11 protein-coding genes and 1 tRNA gene are annotated in these 15,228 nt (G+C 71.1%); 3 read left to right on the top strand and 9 right to left on the bottom strand.

All coding sequences use genetic code 11. The annotated features are described in order from the left end of the window. Positions 1-14 precede the first annotated feature (14 nt). The 8 genes from PARJ55_RS0105585 to PARJ55_RS21510 all read right to left on the bottom strand — a co-directional run bounded on the left by PARJ55_RS0105585 (position 15) and on the right by PARJ55_RS21510 (position 11,362). The gene (locus tag PARJ55_RS0105585; RefSeq protein WP_028712128.1) at positions 15-2,672 is read right to left on the bottom strand and encodes an ATP-binding protein; all 2,658 of its coding nucleotides are present in this window, start codon (positions 2,670-2,672) and stop codon (positions 15-17) included. Then, the gene (locus PARJ55_RS0105580; protein ID WP_036713847.1) at positions 2,662-2,904 is read right to left on the bottom strand and encodes a hypothetical protein; all 243 of its coding nucleotides are present in this window, start codon (positions 2,902-2,904) and stop codon (positions 2,662-2,664) included. Before PARJ55_RS0105580 ends, PARJ55_RS0105585 begins: the two co-directional genes overlap by 11 nt. A gap of 8 nt (positions 2,905-2,912) precedes the next feature. Continuing rightward, complete coding sequence (locus PARJ55_RS0105575) at positions 2,913-3,275, bottom strand: response regulator transcription factor (RefSeq protein WP_028712126.1); 363 nt, start codon at positions 3,273-3,275, stop codon at positions 2,913-2,915. Positions 3,276-3,333: 58 nt separating this feature from the next. Next, positions 3,334-4,620 (bottom strand): helix-turn-helix transcriptional regulator, encoded by a 1,287-nt coding sequence (locus tag PARJ55_RS0105570; RefSeq protein WP_028712125.1) that lies wholly within the window; start codon positions 4,618-4,620, stop codon positions 3,334-3,336. Positions 4,621-4,623: 3 nt separating this feature from the next. Next, positions 4,624-5,298, bottom strand: coding sequence for a response regulator transcription factor (locus PARJ55_RS0105565; protein WP_028712124.1), 675 nt, complete (start codon positions 5,296-5,298; stop codon positions 4,624-4,626). After that, on the bottom strand, positions 5,295-6,692 hold the full coding sequence (locus tag PARJ55_RS0105560; protein ID WP_028712123.1) for a LapD/MoxY N-terminal periplasmic domain-containing protein: 1,398 nt from the start codon (positions 6,690-6,692) through the stop codon (positions 5,295-5,297). The genes PARJ55_RS0105565 and PARJ55_RS0105560 overlap by 4 nt, the downstream gene beginning before the upstream one ends. A gap of 121 nt (positions 6,693-6,813) precedes the next feature. Further along, a complete protein-coding gene (locus PARJ55_RS0105555; RefSeq protein WP_028712122.1) occupies positions 6,814-9,936 on the bottom strand; it encodes an efflux RND transporter permease subunit in 3,123 nt (1,040 codons plus the stop codon). Between the two features lie 37 nt (positions 9,937-9,973). After that, on the bottom strand, positions 9,974-11,362 hold the full coding sequence (locus PARJ55_RS21510; RefSeq protein ID WP_084637784.1) for an efflux RND transporter periplasmic adaptor subunit: 1,389 nt from the start codon (positions 11,360-11,362) through the stop codon (positions 9,974-9,976). A 188-nt stretch (positions 11,363-11,550) separates the two neighbouring features. Between PARJ55_RS21510 and PARJ55_RS0105545 the strand changes: the two genes are divergently transcribed. Next, a complete protein-coding gene (locus tag PARJ55_RS0105545; protein ID WP_028712121.1) occupies positions 11,551-13,182 on the top strand; it encodes an acyl-CoA synthetase in 1,632 nt (543 codons plus the stop codon). A gap of 138 nt (positions 13,183-13,320) precedes the next feature. After that, positions 13,321-13,394: transfer RNA gene (locus PARJ55_RS0105540), tRNA-Gly, on the top strand. A 28-nt stretch (positions 13,395-13,422) separates the two neighbouring features. Here the strand turns inward: PARJ55_RS0105540 and PARJ55_RS0105535 are convergent. Further along, positions 13,423-13,845, bottom strand: coding sequence for a DUF1489 family protein (locus tag PARJ55_RS0105535; protein ID WP_028712120.1), 423 nt, complete (start codon positions 13,843-13,845; stop codon positions 13,423-13,425). Positions 13,846-13,959: 114 nt separating this feature from the next. Here PARJ55_RS0105535 and PARJ55_RS0105530 point away from each other — a divergent pair, with 114 nt between their 5' ends. Continuing rightward, positions 13,960-15,174, top strand: coding sequence for a multidrug effflux MFS transporter (locus PARJ55_RS0105530; RefSeq protein ID WP_051416161.1), 1,215 nt, complete (start codon positions 13,960-13,962; stop codon positions 15,172-15,174). Positions 15,175-15,228: the final 54 nt, after the last annotated feature.

Raw genomic sequence — 15,228 nt, 5'->3', positions numbered from 1 at the left:
GGTTGCGGAAAGGTTTAACCCGCGGCATTTTCCGGATTTTCCGCCCGGCGCGGCGGTCGCGGCGGCAGGGCGATGCGGAAACAGGCGCCGCCCTGGCCCGGCAGATAGCTGATCGAACCGCCCAGGAAACCCATGATTTCCTTGCAGATCGCCAGGCCCAGCCCGGCGCCTCCGGCGCGCGACGGATCGTCCAGCCGGGCGAATTTCTCGAAGATCAGCGCCCGGTCTTCCGGGCCGATGCCCGATCCGTTGTCGTGAATGTCGATCTCGGTCCCGCCGCTCGCCGTGCGGCGGGCGTCGATGCGGATGGCCGGCTCTGCGGCGTCGCAATATTTCCGCGCGTTCGCGATGACGTTGATCAGCACCTGCAACAGCCGGTCCGGGTCGGTGATGACCGGCAGATGCTCGGCCAGGGGGTTGCGGCGGATGGCGAAATCGCGCCCCGCGGCGTTCGCCCCGGCCGCGGCCAGCGCCCGCTCGATCAGGTCGTGCAGGTTGGCGACGCCGGGCTTGAGCTGCGCGCGGCCGGATTCCAGCACCGAGATGTCCAGCAGATCGTCCAGCAGCCGGGTCATGCGCCCGGCCTCGTCCTGGATGATGCCGGCGAAGCGGGCGCGATCCTCGGCCGGCAGGTCCGGCTCCATCAGGATCTCGGAAAAGGCGCGGATCGAGGTCATCGGCGTGCGAAGCTCATGGCTGATCTGGCCGAGGAACGCATCCTTCTGCTCGGACAGCGCGGTCAGCTTTTCGTTGCTTTCCCGCAGCATGGCGGCGGTTCTTGTCAGTTCTGACGAGGTCTGCTCCAGGCGGCGGTTGTCCTCGCGCGCCCGGCTCGCCTCGTCCGCGACCTCCATGAGTTCGGCCACGGTGACGCCGCCGCGCCCGCCCACGCGGGTCATCAGGGCCGAGGCCGTCGCCGCGCCGACCGTGCCGGCCAGATGGCGTTCGTAATCGGCGAGGAAGCGCGGGGTCAGGTCGGGAAGATAGCCGGATTTCCCCTGGTCCTCGGCCGCCCGGCGGAACACGTCGAGCGCATGTTCGTTGCCCCAGATCCGCCCGGCCAGCGTCAGCAGCGCCTCGGCCTGCACGGCGGCGCCGGCCTCGCTGGCCGAGGCGTCGGGCGCGATGGCATGGACGAAGGACAGCGCCTGCAGCCGCTCGGTCGGATCGGGGAAATCCATCAGCGAAATCAGGGTCATGAGCAGAAGGTTGACCGCCAGCGCCAGCAGCACCGCCCCGGCGAAAGGGTCGATCCCGGCCGGCATCGCCGGCGGCGCGGCCAGCCCCAGCGAGGGCAGGAAGATCATCCGCCCCCAGATCAGCGCCCCGGCGAGGATGCCGGCGATGGCGCCGCGCCGGGTGGCGCCGCGCCAGATCAGCCCCGCCACCATGGCCGGCAGCACCTGCGCCATGCCCGAGAAGGCGACCGTGCCCATCGCCGCCAGCGCGGTGGTGCCGCCGGTGCTGCGGTGATAGAGCCAGCCGGCGCCGATCACCGAGACGATGGCCAGCCGCCGCGCGTTCAGCATCAGCGCGCCCAGATCCTCGCGCGCCGCGGCCGGCTCGGACAGCGCCGTCTGGCGCAGCCACAGCCACAGCGGCACCAGCCAGTGGTTCGCCATCATCGTCGACAGCGCGATGGCGCTGACCACCACCATGGACATGGCCGAGGAAAAGCCGCCCAGGAACACCAGCGCCGCCAAGGTGTCGCGCCCCTGCGACAGCGGCAGGGCGAGCACGTAGAGATCGGGATTCGAGCCCCGGGGCAGCAGGTCCGCGCCGACCACCGCGATGGGCAGCACCAGAAAGGACATCGCGGCCAGATAGGCGGGAAAGGCCCAGCCGGCCTGGCGCAGCCGGTCCTCGTCGCTGGCCTCGACCACCAGGACGTGGAACATGCGCGGCAGCACCATGACCGCCGCGCCCGAAAGCATGATCAGCGCGAACCAGCGGTCGGGCCGGATCAGCCAGCCCTCTCCCCCGGCCGAGACCGCCATGCGGTCGATGCGCGCCAGCACGTCGGCAGGCCCGTCGGCGATGCCCCAGAGCACATAGGCCCCGACCGCGACGAAGGCGGCGAGCTTCACCACCGCCTCGACCGCGATGGCCATGATGACGCCGTGATGGCGCTCGTTGGCGGCCAGGTGGCGGGTGCCGAACAGGATGGCGAAGGCGGCCAGCCCCAGCGCCACCCACAGCGCGACGTTGCCGGGCAGCGGATGGCCCGGCACGGCAAAGGCCGAGAGCGCCATCGAGACCGACTGCAGCTGCAGCGCGATATAGGGGGTCGAGGCCAGCACCCCGATCAGCGTCACCAGCGCCGCCAGCCCGGCGGATTTGCCGAACCGGCTGGAGATCAGGTCGGCGATCGAGGTCACGCGATGCAGCCGCGCCACGCTGACCAGCCGCCGCAGGCCCCACCAGGCGCCGGCGAAGACGATGCCGGGGCCCAGGTAGATGGTCAGGAATTCCAGACCCGAGCGGGTGGCGTAGCCCACGGCGCCGTAGAAGGTCCAGGCCGAGCAATAGACCGACAGCGACAGCGTATAGATCGCCGGGCGGTTCATCCAGCGCCAGCGGCCGGCCGCGGCGGCGCGGTCGGCGGCATGGGCCAGAAGGAACATCAGCGCGACATAGGCGACCGAGGCGGCGCCGAGGGTTTCAGGCGTCATCCTCGTCCTCCGCCCCTCCGCCCCTGATCGCGCCATGCAGCGCGGCGGTGACGGCGATGGTCAGCGCCCAGCTGGCGGCCAGCCAGACCGCACCGCGGGCATAGCTGAAATATTGCGGCAGCCACATCGGCGGCAGCACGGCCAGCAGCGCGAACAGCACCGGCAGGACGCGGGTGGCATCGCCCAGCCGCCGCTTGCGATAGGCGTCCCGGCCCAGGAACAGGCGGCGCATCCGCGCTCTCATTCCGGGCCGAGCAGCTCGCGCACGGCGGCGCGCAGATCGGCATTGGCGAAGGGCTTGGCCAGGATGCGGTCGGCACCCTCGGGCAGGTTGGCGATGCCGCGCGCCGTCAGCAGCAGCACCGGCAGCGCCGCCAGCCCGGGATCGGCGCGCAGATCGGCCAGCACCTCGGCGCCACTGCGGCCGGGCAGCATCAGGTCCAGGATCACCAGCCGCGGCGCCAGGGCGCGGATGCGCTGAAGGGCGCCGTTGCCTTCGGGCCATTGCTCGCATCGCCAGCCCTCGCGCGACAGGATGAAGCGGACCGCTTCGGCAATGCTGGGTTCGTCCTCGATCAGCAGCACATCGACGGTCGCGGTCACGGGCGGCACTCCTGAAGCTTTGCGGCGATCATGGCGGGGGGCGGGGGCGTTGTCAAAATCAGACCGGCCCCAGGATCGAGGGCTCGTGCCGGGCCGCGCAGGCCGGTCGCGGGCAGATCCGGCAGGCCGGCCCCACCCCCAGCGCCGGGCGGGGGTCGCGGCTGGCGGCGGGGCGGACCAGCATCTGCGCGCGGCTGAGCGCCGGGCCGTCGAAGCCCATCGGCAGCAGGCGTTCGGCCACGGCCCAGGCGGCGAAACGGTTGCCGTTCGTGGTCTCGATCAGCCGGGCCACCGGCAGCTGCGGCTGGGCCAGCGCCTCGAACAGCGGCCAGAGCGCGCAGCCCTCGCCCGGGCGCGGCAGTTCGAAGCCCGGCGCGGCCTGGCGGAACAGCGGCGCGCCCGAACCGTCGCAGACGATCAGCCCGGCCTGCGCCCAGGGGCCGGGGCGCAGCATGCCCAGCCGGCGCAGCACCAGATCCAGCGGCCGGCCCAGCCGCGCGGCGACCAGCGCCGGGTCGCAGGCCGCCTCGCCCGCCTCGTCCACCACCGCCGCCAGCGCCGCGTTGGGCAGGGCGGCGCGGTCGCGCGCCTGCGCCGCCAAGAGCTCCTGCGCGATGACCCGCGCCGCGTCCGAGACGAGTTCCGCCGCCTCGCCGGGCTCCGGCTGGCCGGCGGCGATCCAGGCCTCGACCTCCTCCTGCGGCGACATCGGCACCGCCTCGTCCTCGAAACTGTCGAGATAGGCGACCAGCGACTGCGCCGTGCGCGACAGGCGCTGGCTGTCCGTGTCCAGGTTGGCGTGGAAGCGGTCGCGCCATTCCGGCTCGATCTCGGGCGTCTCGGCCAGGATCGAGGCGGTCGAGCGCAGCGCCGTCACCGCCGATTGCACCTCGTGCAGCGTCGCCAGCAGATAGGGGTCGCGGGTCATGCGGTCCGACAGCGCGACCAGCCGCCGCTCCAGCGCGTCGGCGCGGCGCGTCGTCCCGGCCAGGGCCGAGGCCCAGCCGGGAAACCGGGCGGCGAATTCGGCGATCTGGTCCAGCTCGACCGGGGCGCCGGGCTGTTCGGCGGCGCGCGCCGCCGCCTCGCGTAGCGTGCCGATCAGCGCCTCCTCGCGGTCCGAGGCGAGTTCGGTCGCGTCGATCTCCAGCGCCTCGGCCAGCCGCGACAGCAGCTCTTCTCCGACCGGGCGGCGGTTGTGCTCGATGAGGTTCAGATAGGCGGCCGAGATTTCGGCCCGCCGCGCCACCTCGGTCTGGCGCCGGCCGAGCGACAGCCGGCGCTCGCGGATGCGGGTGCCGATCAGCGGCCGGGCGACGGGGTGGCGGGGCAAGGAACGTGGCATGGCTCAGATCCCGTCGCGGGTCTCCTCCAGATGGCGGATCGCCTTGACGACCAGATCGGCGAAGCTTTGCGCCGACAGCTTGTCCTTCAGCGTCTGGCTGACGTTCGACACCGTCTTGTAGCTGATATTCGCCCGCTCGGCGATCTCGCGATAGCTGAGCCCCTCGGCGATGGCGCGCAGGATGTCGAGCTCGCGCGGGGTCAGGCGCGGGCGCGGCGGCGCGGCGCCGGGCCGCTCCAGCAGGGCGATGCGGCGCGCCAGATCGGCCGGGACGTAGTCGCCGCCGCCCGCCACCGCGCGCAGCGCCTCGCAGATCTCCTCCGAGGGCGAGTCCTTCATGGTGATGCCGTTGCAGCCGGCCTGCAGCGCCCGCCGCGCGATGATCGGGCTGCGATGCATGGTGAAGACCAGGATCGGCTGGCTGGCCCCGGCGGCGCGCAGACGCTCGATCAGCCGCAGCCCGGCCAGCCTGGCCTCGCCCATGGTCAGGTCCACGACGATCACGTCCGGCGCCTGGCGCCGCCAGGCCCGCCAGCCCTGCGAGGGCGTGGCGGCGGCGATCACCTCGCAATCCAGCCGGCCGCGGGTGATCCATTCCCAGCCTTCTGCCACCACCGGGTGGTCGTCCACGATCAGCACGCGCAGCGGCGGGGTCGGGCTGGGGGCGGTGGCGGTCATCGGGCTGTTCCTTGGTCGGGCGGGCAGGGCAGGTGGAATTCGGTGAGGGTCCAGCCCCCTTCGCGCCGGGGCGGCAGGTAGCGCCCGCCAAGCGCGCTGGCGCGGTCGCGCATCCCGGTCTGGCCCAGCCCGGGGCGGCCCGCGGCGGCGGGGCCGCCGCCATCGTCGCCGATCCGGGCGGCGATGCCCCCGTCCTCGCATGCAAGCCGGACCCGGATCGCGCCGGGCGCGGCATGGCGCAACGCGTTGAGCACGCTTTCCCGCACGAAGCGGTAAAGCGCGATCCGTCCGGCCTCGCCCGGCTCGGGCAGATCGGGCGGGCAGTCCAGCGCGATGGCGGTATCGGGCGCGATCTCGGCGAACTCGACCAGCAATTCCTGCAGCATCTCGGGCAGGCTGGTGTCCTCGGCCGGGGCCAGGCGCAGGTCGTCGATGGCGGCGCGGGCGCTTTGCCGGATCGCCTGCGCATGGCGGGCGACGGCGGAAAGCGCCTCGGCCAGCACCGGGTCGCGCGCGGCCCCGGCGGCGCGGCCGGCCTGGCCCGCCGCCGCCTGCAGTGCGAAAAGCTGCGGGCCGATGCCGTCATGCAGGTCGCTGGCGATGCGGGCGCGCTCGGCCTGGGCCAGGGTCAGCATCCGGCCCTGCAGTTGGCGGTTGCGGGCCCGTTCCTCGGCCAGATGCGCGGCCAGCGCGTTCACGCCGTCGGTCAGCACCGCCAGCTCTGCCAGCCCGGTCTGCGGCGCGGGGTGGTCCAGATCGCCCGCCCGCATCCGGTCCAGCGCCGCGCCCAGCAGGCCGAGCCGGCGCAGCACCAGCGCGGTGATGGCCATGGTCACGCCGATCGCCGCCAGCGCCGTCGCGGCCAGCAGCGGCAGGATCAGCCGGAAATTCTCCCAGGCCTCGGCGATCTCGTCCTGCGGGTCGGTGCGGATCTCCAGCACGCCCAGCACGTTGGGATATTGCGCGACGGCGATCATCTCGCGCAGCGGCTCGGGGCGGATCAGCCCCGCGAACCATTCCGGCACCCGCTCGGGCGGCAGGCGCGGCGGCAGGGCCAGCGCGACCGGCCGGCCCCCGGCATCGCGCAGCTCGGCGGACAGGTGGCGCTGCGCCTCGATCTCGGCGGCGATGCGGGCGGCCTCGGCCATCATGTCGCGCCGCTCGAAGGCGGTGGGCAGGTGCAGGGTGGCGAAGGCATTGGCCAGCCGGAAGGCCGATCCGGTCTCGTCCCGGACCGAGCCGCGGGCGTTCAGGATCAGCACCGAGGCGACGATGGCGACCATGGCAAGCCAGGCCAGCGCCGAGCCGCCAAGCGCCAGCGACCGCAGCGCCACGCCGCGCCCGCGTCGGGCCGGCGCGTCCCCCACAGCCGCGATATGGCCGGTTGCGTCCATGATCCTCCCTGCCGCCGCGGCGGCCCCTCGGGGAAAGACTAGGACGCGGATGGGGGCGGGGCAAGCGGGCGCGATGCGCCATGCGAAAGGGGCGGGGCGCGGCATCCCGCCCCCTTCCGGTTCAGGCGCGCGAGCCGGCGGGCTCGGGCGCCTCGGGCCGGCCGAGCGCGCGCCGCACCAGCACGAAGAACAGCGGCACGAACAGCACCCCCAGCACCGTGGCCGCGACCGTGCCGCCCAGCACCGTGGCGCCGATGGTGTTGCGGCCATTGGCGCCGGCGCCGGTCGACAGCACCAGCGGCAGCACGCCCAGCGAGAAGGCGACCGAGGTCATGATGATCGGCCGGAACCGCTGCCGCGCCGCCTCGACCACCGCGGCATAAAGCGGCTTGCCCATCTCGGCCTGTTCGCGGGCGAATTCGACGATCAGGATGGCGTTCTTGCCGGTCAGGCCGATCACCGTCAGCAGGCCGACCTGGAAGAACACGCCGTTGTCGAAGCCGCCCAGCCAGGCCCCGACCAGCGCGCCCAGCACGCCGATGGGCATGGCCAGCATCACCGCGAAGGGGATCGACCAGCTTTCGTAAAGCGCCGCCAGGCACAGGAACACCACCGCCAGCGACAGGCCATAGAGCAGCATGGTCTGGTTGCCGGCCTGCTGTTCCTCGAGCGAGAGCCCGGTCCAGGCCACGGCGAAGCCCGCCGGCAGCTGCGCCGCCAGTTCCTCGACCGCCGCCATGGCCTGGCCGGAGGAGACGCCCGGCGCCGGGCTGCCCTGGATCTGCATGGCCGGCACGCCGTTATAGCGGTCCAGGCCCTGCGGCCCGTAGCTCCAGCGTCCCTCGGCGAAGTTCGAGAAGGGCACCAGCCCGCCCGAACTGTTCCGCACCCGCCACTTGTCGATATCGGTCGGCACGGCGCGGGATTCGGATTCGCCCTGCACATAGACGCGCTTGATGCGACCGCGGTCGATGAAGTCGTTCACGTAGCGCCCCGCCCAGGCGACCGAGAGCAGGCTGCCCACATCGGTGGCCGAGACCCCCATCGCGCCCGCCTTGCGCCAGTCGACGTCGAGATTGTATTGCGCCGCGTCCTCCAGCCCGTTCGGACGCGCCGAGGCGATGCGGTCGTCCTGACCGGACATGCCCAGCAACTGGTTGCGGGCGTCCAGCAATTGCTCATGCGCCTGCCCGGCGCGGGCCTGCAGGTAGAAGTCGAAGCCCGAGACGTTGCCCAGCTCGATCACCGAGGGCGGGACGATGGGAAAGACCATGGCGTCGCGGATGCCCATCAGCGCCGGGAAGGCGCGCCCGGCGATGGCCTGCACCGACTGGTCGGCGCGCGGCCGCTCGTCCCAGTCCTTGAGCCGCAGGAAGGCGATGCCCATGTTCTGGCCCGATCCGGCGAAGCTGAAGCCCGAGACGCCGAAGAAGGACTCGACGTTCTCGGATTCGTTTGCCGCGAAATACTGCTGGATCTGGTCGATCACCGCATCGGTGCGCTCGGTCGTGGCGCCGGTCGGGCCCTGCACCAGCACGAACATGATGCCCTGGTCCTCGTCGGGCAGGAAGCCGGTGGGGGTGCGCAGGAACAGGAAGACCATGGCCGCGCCGATGCACAGATAGATCAGCATCATCCGCAGCGGCCGGCGGATCAGCCAGTTCACCGAATTGCCATAGCCCTGCATGGTGCGGTCGAAGCCGCGGTTGAACAGGCCGAAGAAGCCGCGGGTCTTGTGGCCGTGCTCGTTCTTCAGCAGCGTGGCGCAAAGCGCCGGCGTCAGCGTCAGCGCCACCAGCACCGACAGGCCCATGGCCGAGGCGATGGTGATGGCGAACTGCTTGTAGATCACCCCGGTCGAGCCGCCGAAGAAGGCCATCGGCACGAAGACCGCCGAAAGCACCAGCGCGATGCCGATCAGCGCGCCGGTGATCTGGCCCATGGACTTGCGCGTCGCCTCGCGCGGCTCCAGCCCTTCCTCCTCCATGATGCGCTCGACGTTCTCGACCACGACGATGGCGTCGTCCACCAGCAGGCCGATGGCCAGCACCATGGCCAGCATGGTCAGCGTGTTGATGGTGAAGCCAAGCGCCCCTAGCACGCCGAAGGTGCCCAGCAGCACCACCGGCACCGCCAGCGTCGGGATCAGCGTCGCGCGCCAGTTCTGCAGGAACAGCAGCATGACGAAGAACACCAGCACGATGGCCTCGATCAGCGTCTTGACCACCTCTTCGATCGAGATCAGCACGAAGGGCGTGGTGTCGAAGGGGATCACGTAATCCATACCATCGGGGAAGAAGCGGGCGAATTCCTCCATCCGGTCCTTGACCCGCTCCGCCGTGTCCAGCGCGTTCGCGCCCGAGGCCAGGCTGATCGCCAGGCCCGAGGCCGGCTGGCCGTTGTAGCGGGCATTGGTCATGTAGTCCTCGGCGCCGATCTCGACCCGGGCCACGTCCTTGAGCAGGATCAGCCCGCCGTCCTGTTCGGCGCGCAGCACGATCTGCTCGAAATCCTCGGGCGTGGACAGCAGCGATTGCGCGGTGATGGTGGCGTTCAGCATCTGCCCCTGCGGCGCCGGCTGGCTGCCGAAGGAGCCGGCCGAGATCTGCGCGTTCTCGGACGAGACCGCCGCCACCACGTCCGAGGGCGTCAGCTCGTAGGCGGCGAGCTTCGAGGGATCGAGCCAGATGCGCATGGCGTATTGCGCGCCAAAGACCTGCACCGAGCCCACGCCTTCGACCCGCGAAAGGTCGTTCACGAGGTTCGAGATCAGATAGTCGGCCAGGTCCACCTGCTCGTAGCGGTTGTCGGTCGAGGTCAGGCCGATGACCATCAGGAAGCCCGAGGCGGATTTCTCGACCGTGATGCCCTGGCGCTGCACCGGCTCGGGCAGAAGCGCGGTGGCCTGGGCCAGCTTGTTCTGCACCTGCACCTGGGCGATGTCGGGATCGGTGCCGGTCTCGAAGGTCAGAGTCGTGGTCGAGGTCCCGGCCGAGGTCGAGCTGGACGAGAAATAGCGCAGCCCGTCCAGCCCGGTCATCTGCTGCTCGATGATCTGGGTGACGGTATTGGCCACCGTGTCGGCCGAGGCGCCCGGATAGGTGGCGCGGATGGTGACCGAGGGCGGCGCGATCTGCGGATATTGCGCCACCGGCAGGGACGCAATCGACAGGAGCCCGAGCCCCATGATGAGGATCGAGATCACCCAGGCAAAGACCGGACGGTCGATGAAGAAGCGGGCCATGTGCTGTTCCTGTGCTGTTCCCTCGCGGCGTTCGGGGTCAGTCCGCCGGCTGCCCGGTTTCGGCCTGTTCGCCCGGCGCGCCGGTCGCGGATTCGGCTTCGGTCCCGGAGGCCGGCGGCGGGGCCGCGGATTCGGCTTCCGGTTGCGTGGCGGCCCGTCCCGCATCCCCGGCTTGCGCCGCCGGCGGCGCATCGGCGCCTTCTGCGCCCGGCTCGGCCCCTGCCTCGGCGGTGGCTGCCGCGTCCGCGGCGGCTTCACCCTCTGCTGCGGCGCCCTCTGCGGGGGCCTCTGCGCCGGCCTGGCGTTCTTCGGGGGCGACGGTCATGCCGGGGCCGATCTTCTGCAGGCCCTCGACGACGATGCGGTCGCCGTCGGCCAGCCCGTCGCTGACCACCCATTTGTTGCCCAGATCCTGCAGGATGGTCAGCGCGCGGCTTTCGACCACGTTCTCGGCATTGACCACCAGCGCGATGGGCTGGCCGCGCCGGTCGCGGGTGACGCCCTCTTGCGGGGCCAGCACCACGTTGCGCGCCGTCGCCTGCTGCACCACCGCCTGCACATACATGCCCGGCAGCAGGGTGCGGTCGGGATTGGCGAAGGACAGCCGCAGCGTCACCACGCCGGTCGTCTCGTTCACATAGGGCTCGGCGGCGGTCAGCGTCCCCTCCTGGTCGAATTCGGTGCCGTCGGCCAGGCGCAGCGTCACCTTGCGGTCCGGCTGGCCCGCGGCGTCCTGCGCCGCCATCTCGCGGCGAAAGCGGATGAGCTCGGCCGCCGATTGCGTCACGTCCACATGCACCGGGTCGAGCTTGCGGATCACGGCAAGCGGCGTCTGCTGGCTTGCGGTCACCAGCGCGCCCTGGCTGGTCTGCGCCAGGCCGATCTCGCCGTCCAGCTCGGCGCGGATCGTGGTGCGGTCCAGTTCGATGCGGGCGGTCTGCAGCTGCGCCTCGGCGACCTTGACCGCGGCCTCGGCGGCGTCGCGCGCCGCGATGGCATTGTCGGTCGAGCTTTCGCTGGCGACGCGGCGGTCGCGCAGGGCGCCGACGCGCTCGGCTTCGCGGCGCGCCGCCTCGGCCTGGGCGCGGGCCTGGGCCACGGCGGCCTCGGCCTGTGCCACCGCCGCCTGATAGGTGGTCGCGTCGATGCGGAACAGCGGGGCGCCGATCTGCACGTGGCTGCCTTCCTCGAACAGGCGCTCGGTGACGATGCCGTTGACCTGCGGCCGCACCTCGGCCTCGGCCGAGGCAGTGACCCGGCCGGGCAGGGTGGTGGTCAGGGCCACGTCCTGCGCGTGCAGCGTCACCACGGTCACGGGCGGGGGCGGCATCTGCGACGGGTCCTGCGCCATCGCGGCCGCGGGACAGAGCCCCGCCGCGAGCGGGAGGATCACGGTAATCGCCAAGCGGCGCGATAGCGCGAACATCGTTGTGCTCCGGAGATGTGCTGACGAAGCATAACGAACAGTTTAGGTCCGGATGATCAATCCCCAAATCGCTTCGCGCCCCATCGTCGCATCGCGGCCGATAGCCATGGCAAAGCGCCGGATGACTGCATAGTCTCGCCCGCGGAGTGGCGTGGGGACCCGCGCCGGACGAAAAGGGGGAACCGATCATGCCCAGCTATGACATCTACAGCCAGGGGCTGGACATCTGCCCGGCCAATTACGAGCAGCTGTCGCCGCTGCGCTATCTGGAGCGGACGGCGCATGTCTATCCCGACGCGCTGGCCGTGGTGCACGAGGGCGTGCGCCGCAGCTGGGCCGAGACCTATGCCCGCTGCCGCCGCGTGGCCGGCGCGCTGGCCGGCCGCGGCATCGGCAAGGGCGACACGGTCGCGATCCTGGCCGCCAACATCCCCGAGATGTTCGAGAGCCATTTCAGCGTGCCGATGACCGGCGCGGTGCTGAACGCCATCAACACCCGGCTGGACGCCGAGGCGGTGGCCTTCATCCTGATGCATGGCGAGGCGAAGGTGCTGCTGGTGGATCCCGAATTCGCCGAGCTCGCCGACCGCGCCGTCAAGATCGCGCGCGGCCGCGAGATCCTGGTCGTCGACATCCTCGACCCGTCCTTCGCGGGCGGATACCGGGTCGGCAGCCTGACCTATGACGAGCTGCTGGCCGAGGGCGATCCGGAATACGACTGGCAGATGCCGGAGGACGAATGGGACGCCATCTCGCTGAACTATACCTCGGGCACGACGGGCGATCCCAAGGGCGTGGTCTATCACCATCGCGGCGCGGCGCTGAACGCCATGGCCAACATCGTGTCCTGGGGCATGCCGCACCATGCGCGCTACCTGTGGACGCTGCCGATGTTCCACTGCAACGGCTGGTGCTTTCCCTGGAGCATCGCCGCCAATGCCGGGGTCTGCATCTGCCTGCGCGCCGTCCGGGCCGAGCCGATCTGGCGGCTGATCCGCGACGAGAAGGTGACGCATTTCTGCGGCGCGCCGATCGTGCTGAACATGCTGGCGAACGCCCCGGACGAGTTGAAGGACTTCGACCACGAGATCAAGGTGATGACCGCCGGCGCCGCGCCGCCCGCCGCGGTGATCGCGGCGATGGAGGCCATGGGCATCTCGGTCACCCATGTCTACGGCCTGACCGAGACCTACGGCCCCTCGGTGGTCTGCGCCTGGAAGGGGGAATGGGACGCCCGCCCCGCCGAGGAGCGGGCGCGGCTGAAATCGCGCCAGGGCGTGAAGAACCAGGCGCTTGGCGGGCTGATGGTCGCCGATCCCGCGACGCTGGAGCCGGTCCCCGCCGACGGGCGGACCATGGGCGAGATCTTCATGCGCGGCAACAATGTGATGAAGGGCTACCTGAAGAACCCCTCGGCCACGGAAAGGAGCTTTCGCGGCGGCTGGTTCGCCTCGGGCGATCTGGGGGTGATGCATCCGGACGGCTATGTCGAGCTCAAGGACCGCTCCAAGGACATCATCATCTCGGGCGGCGAGAACATCTCCTCGATCGAGGTCGAGGACGTGCTCTACAAGCATCCCGACGTGATGGAGGCCGCCGTGGTCGCCCGACCGGACGAAAAATGGGGCGAGACCCCCTGCGCCTTCGTGGCGCTGAAGCCGGGACGCGTGCTGGCCGAGGCCGATCTGATCGCCTTCTGCCGTCAGAACATGGCGCATTTCAAGGCCCCGAGGACGGTGGTGTTCGGCGAGCTGCCCAAGACCTCGACCGGCAAGATCCAGAAGTTCCTGCTGCGCGAGCGGGCGCGGGCGCTTGGCTGACGCCGCCGCCCTGCGGCTGTCGGAAAGGCCGGGGCCCGGGCTGGCCGGTCCCGGCCCCGCGCTCTTCGGCCGAGGAAGAGCCGCCGGCGCAAATTGGCCTTGCGGCGGCGGGCGCGAGACAGTAAGCAATCCGGGCCCGCGGGTGTAGCTCAATGGTAGAGCCGCAGCTTCCCAAGCTGAAGACGAGGGTTCGATTCCCTTCACCCGCTCCAGCTTTCCCCGAAACGCCGCGATTCCGGTTCAGCGCAGGCCCATGTCGGCCAGGGCGCGGGCGATGTCGGGCGGCAGGTCCGGCTCGGCCTCGCGGCTTGCGGGAAGGTCTGGCGGCGCCTCGGTGCCGGGCAGGTAGCGCCAGCCCTGGAAGGGACGGCGCGGCACGGCGGCCACGCGCACCAGAACCGGATCGAGGATCAGCGCGCAACGGCGGATGCCATCCTCGCCCTGCACCTCCTGCAGGTCCAGGATGCGCTGGCGGGCCTGCATCACGCCCTTGAACACCCAGTAGATCGAGCCGCCGTCCAGGATCTCGGCCGCGCGCTTGGGCCACATGCGGGTGACATGGCGCGCCGGGCCGCCCTGGAAGCGGTGCTTCTGCCAGGCGGCCAGCTCGGCCGGGTCGTCGCAGCCGACGCAGAGTTTCATCAGGTTCAGGGATGCGGTCATGCGCCAGATATAGCCCGGCTGCCGGCGGGCGCAACCGGGCGTCCGGGGCCGGGGGCTTGCACCCCCGGGCCTGCGGCGTTACGCCCCGGGGGGTGCCCTGACGTGGAAGCCACCATGCCCGATCCCGCCGCTCGACCGATACCCAGGCAGCCCCTGCCGGAATTCATCGCCATGCTGGCGCTGATCTTTGCCGTCATCGCCTTTTCGATCGACGCGATGCTGCCTGCGCTGCCCGAGATCGCCGCAGCCCTGACCCCCGGCAATGTCAACCGCGCCCAGCTGGTGCTGACCGCCTTTGTCGGGGGCATGGGGTTGGGCCTTCTGGTCAGCGGGCCGCTTTCGGACACGCTGGGCCGCAAGCCGGTGATCACCGCCGGCTTCGCGCTTTACGCGGCCGCCGCCGTGGCGGCGATCTTCGCCGATTCGCTCGACATGCTGCTGGCGGCGCGTTTCGTGCAGGGCCTCGGCGCCGCCGCGCCGCGCATCGTGGCGCTGGCGATGGTGCGCGACCTGTATCAGGGCCGCGAGATGGCGCGGATCACCAGCTTCGTGATGATGATCTTCATCCTGGTGCCGGCGGTGGCGCCCTCGATCGGCGCGGTGGTGATCCATTTCGTCGGCTGGCGCGGGGTCTTCGGCTCCTTCGTGGTGCTGGCGCTGATCGGCAGCCTGTGGCTGAACCTGCGCCGCCCCGAGACCCTGGCCGAGACCGCGCGCCGGCCGCTGAACCCGGGCAGCCTGGGCGGCGCGGCGCGCGAGGTGCTGGTCAATGGCCAGGTGCAGCTGGTGACGGTGGTGATGACGCTGGGCTTCGGGCAGATGTTCGCGCTGCTGAGTTCGGCCCAGCAGCTGTTCGTCGACACCTATGGCAAGGGCGAGTCCTTTCCGCTGTGGTTCGCGGCCATGGCGCTGCTGTCGGGCACCGGCACGGTGCTGAACGCGCGCTATGTGGTGCGGCTGGGCATGCGGCGCATCGTGCGCATGGCCTATGGCATGCAGGTGGTGGTCTCCGGGGTGATGACGCTGCTGGTCTTCTGCGACCTGCTGCCCGAGGCGCTGCGGTTCCCGGCCTTCTTCTTCTGGGCGGTCAGCGTGTTCTTCATGGCCGGGGTGACCTTCGGCAATCTGAACGCGCTGGCGCTGCAGCGGATGGGCCATGTGGCGGGAATGGCCGCCTCGGTCGTGGGGGCGGTCTCGACCCTGGGGGCGGTGCTGATCGCGGCGCCCGTGGGGCTGCTTTACGACGGCACGGCGCGGCCCATCGTGCTGGCGACGCTGGTCTGCTCGGGCCTGGCGCTGCTGCTGATGCGCCTGGTGCGCGAGGCCTGAGGCAGGGCGAGCCCGGGCGAGTTACCCACAGCGGAATGCGCCCGGCCCCTTGCA

Origin of the sequence: Paracoccus sp. J55, from assembly GCF_000513975.1 — a bacterium.
Lineage (GTDB): Bacteria > Pseudomonadota > Alphaproteobacteria > Rhodobacterales > Rhodobacteraceae > Paracoccus.
This window is presented reverse-complemented; position numbering and strand designations above follow the sequence as displayed.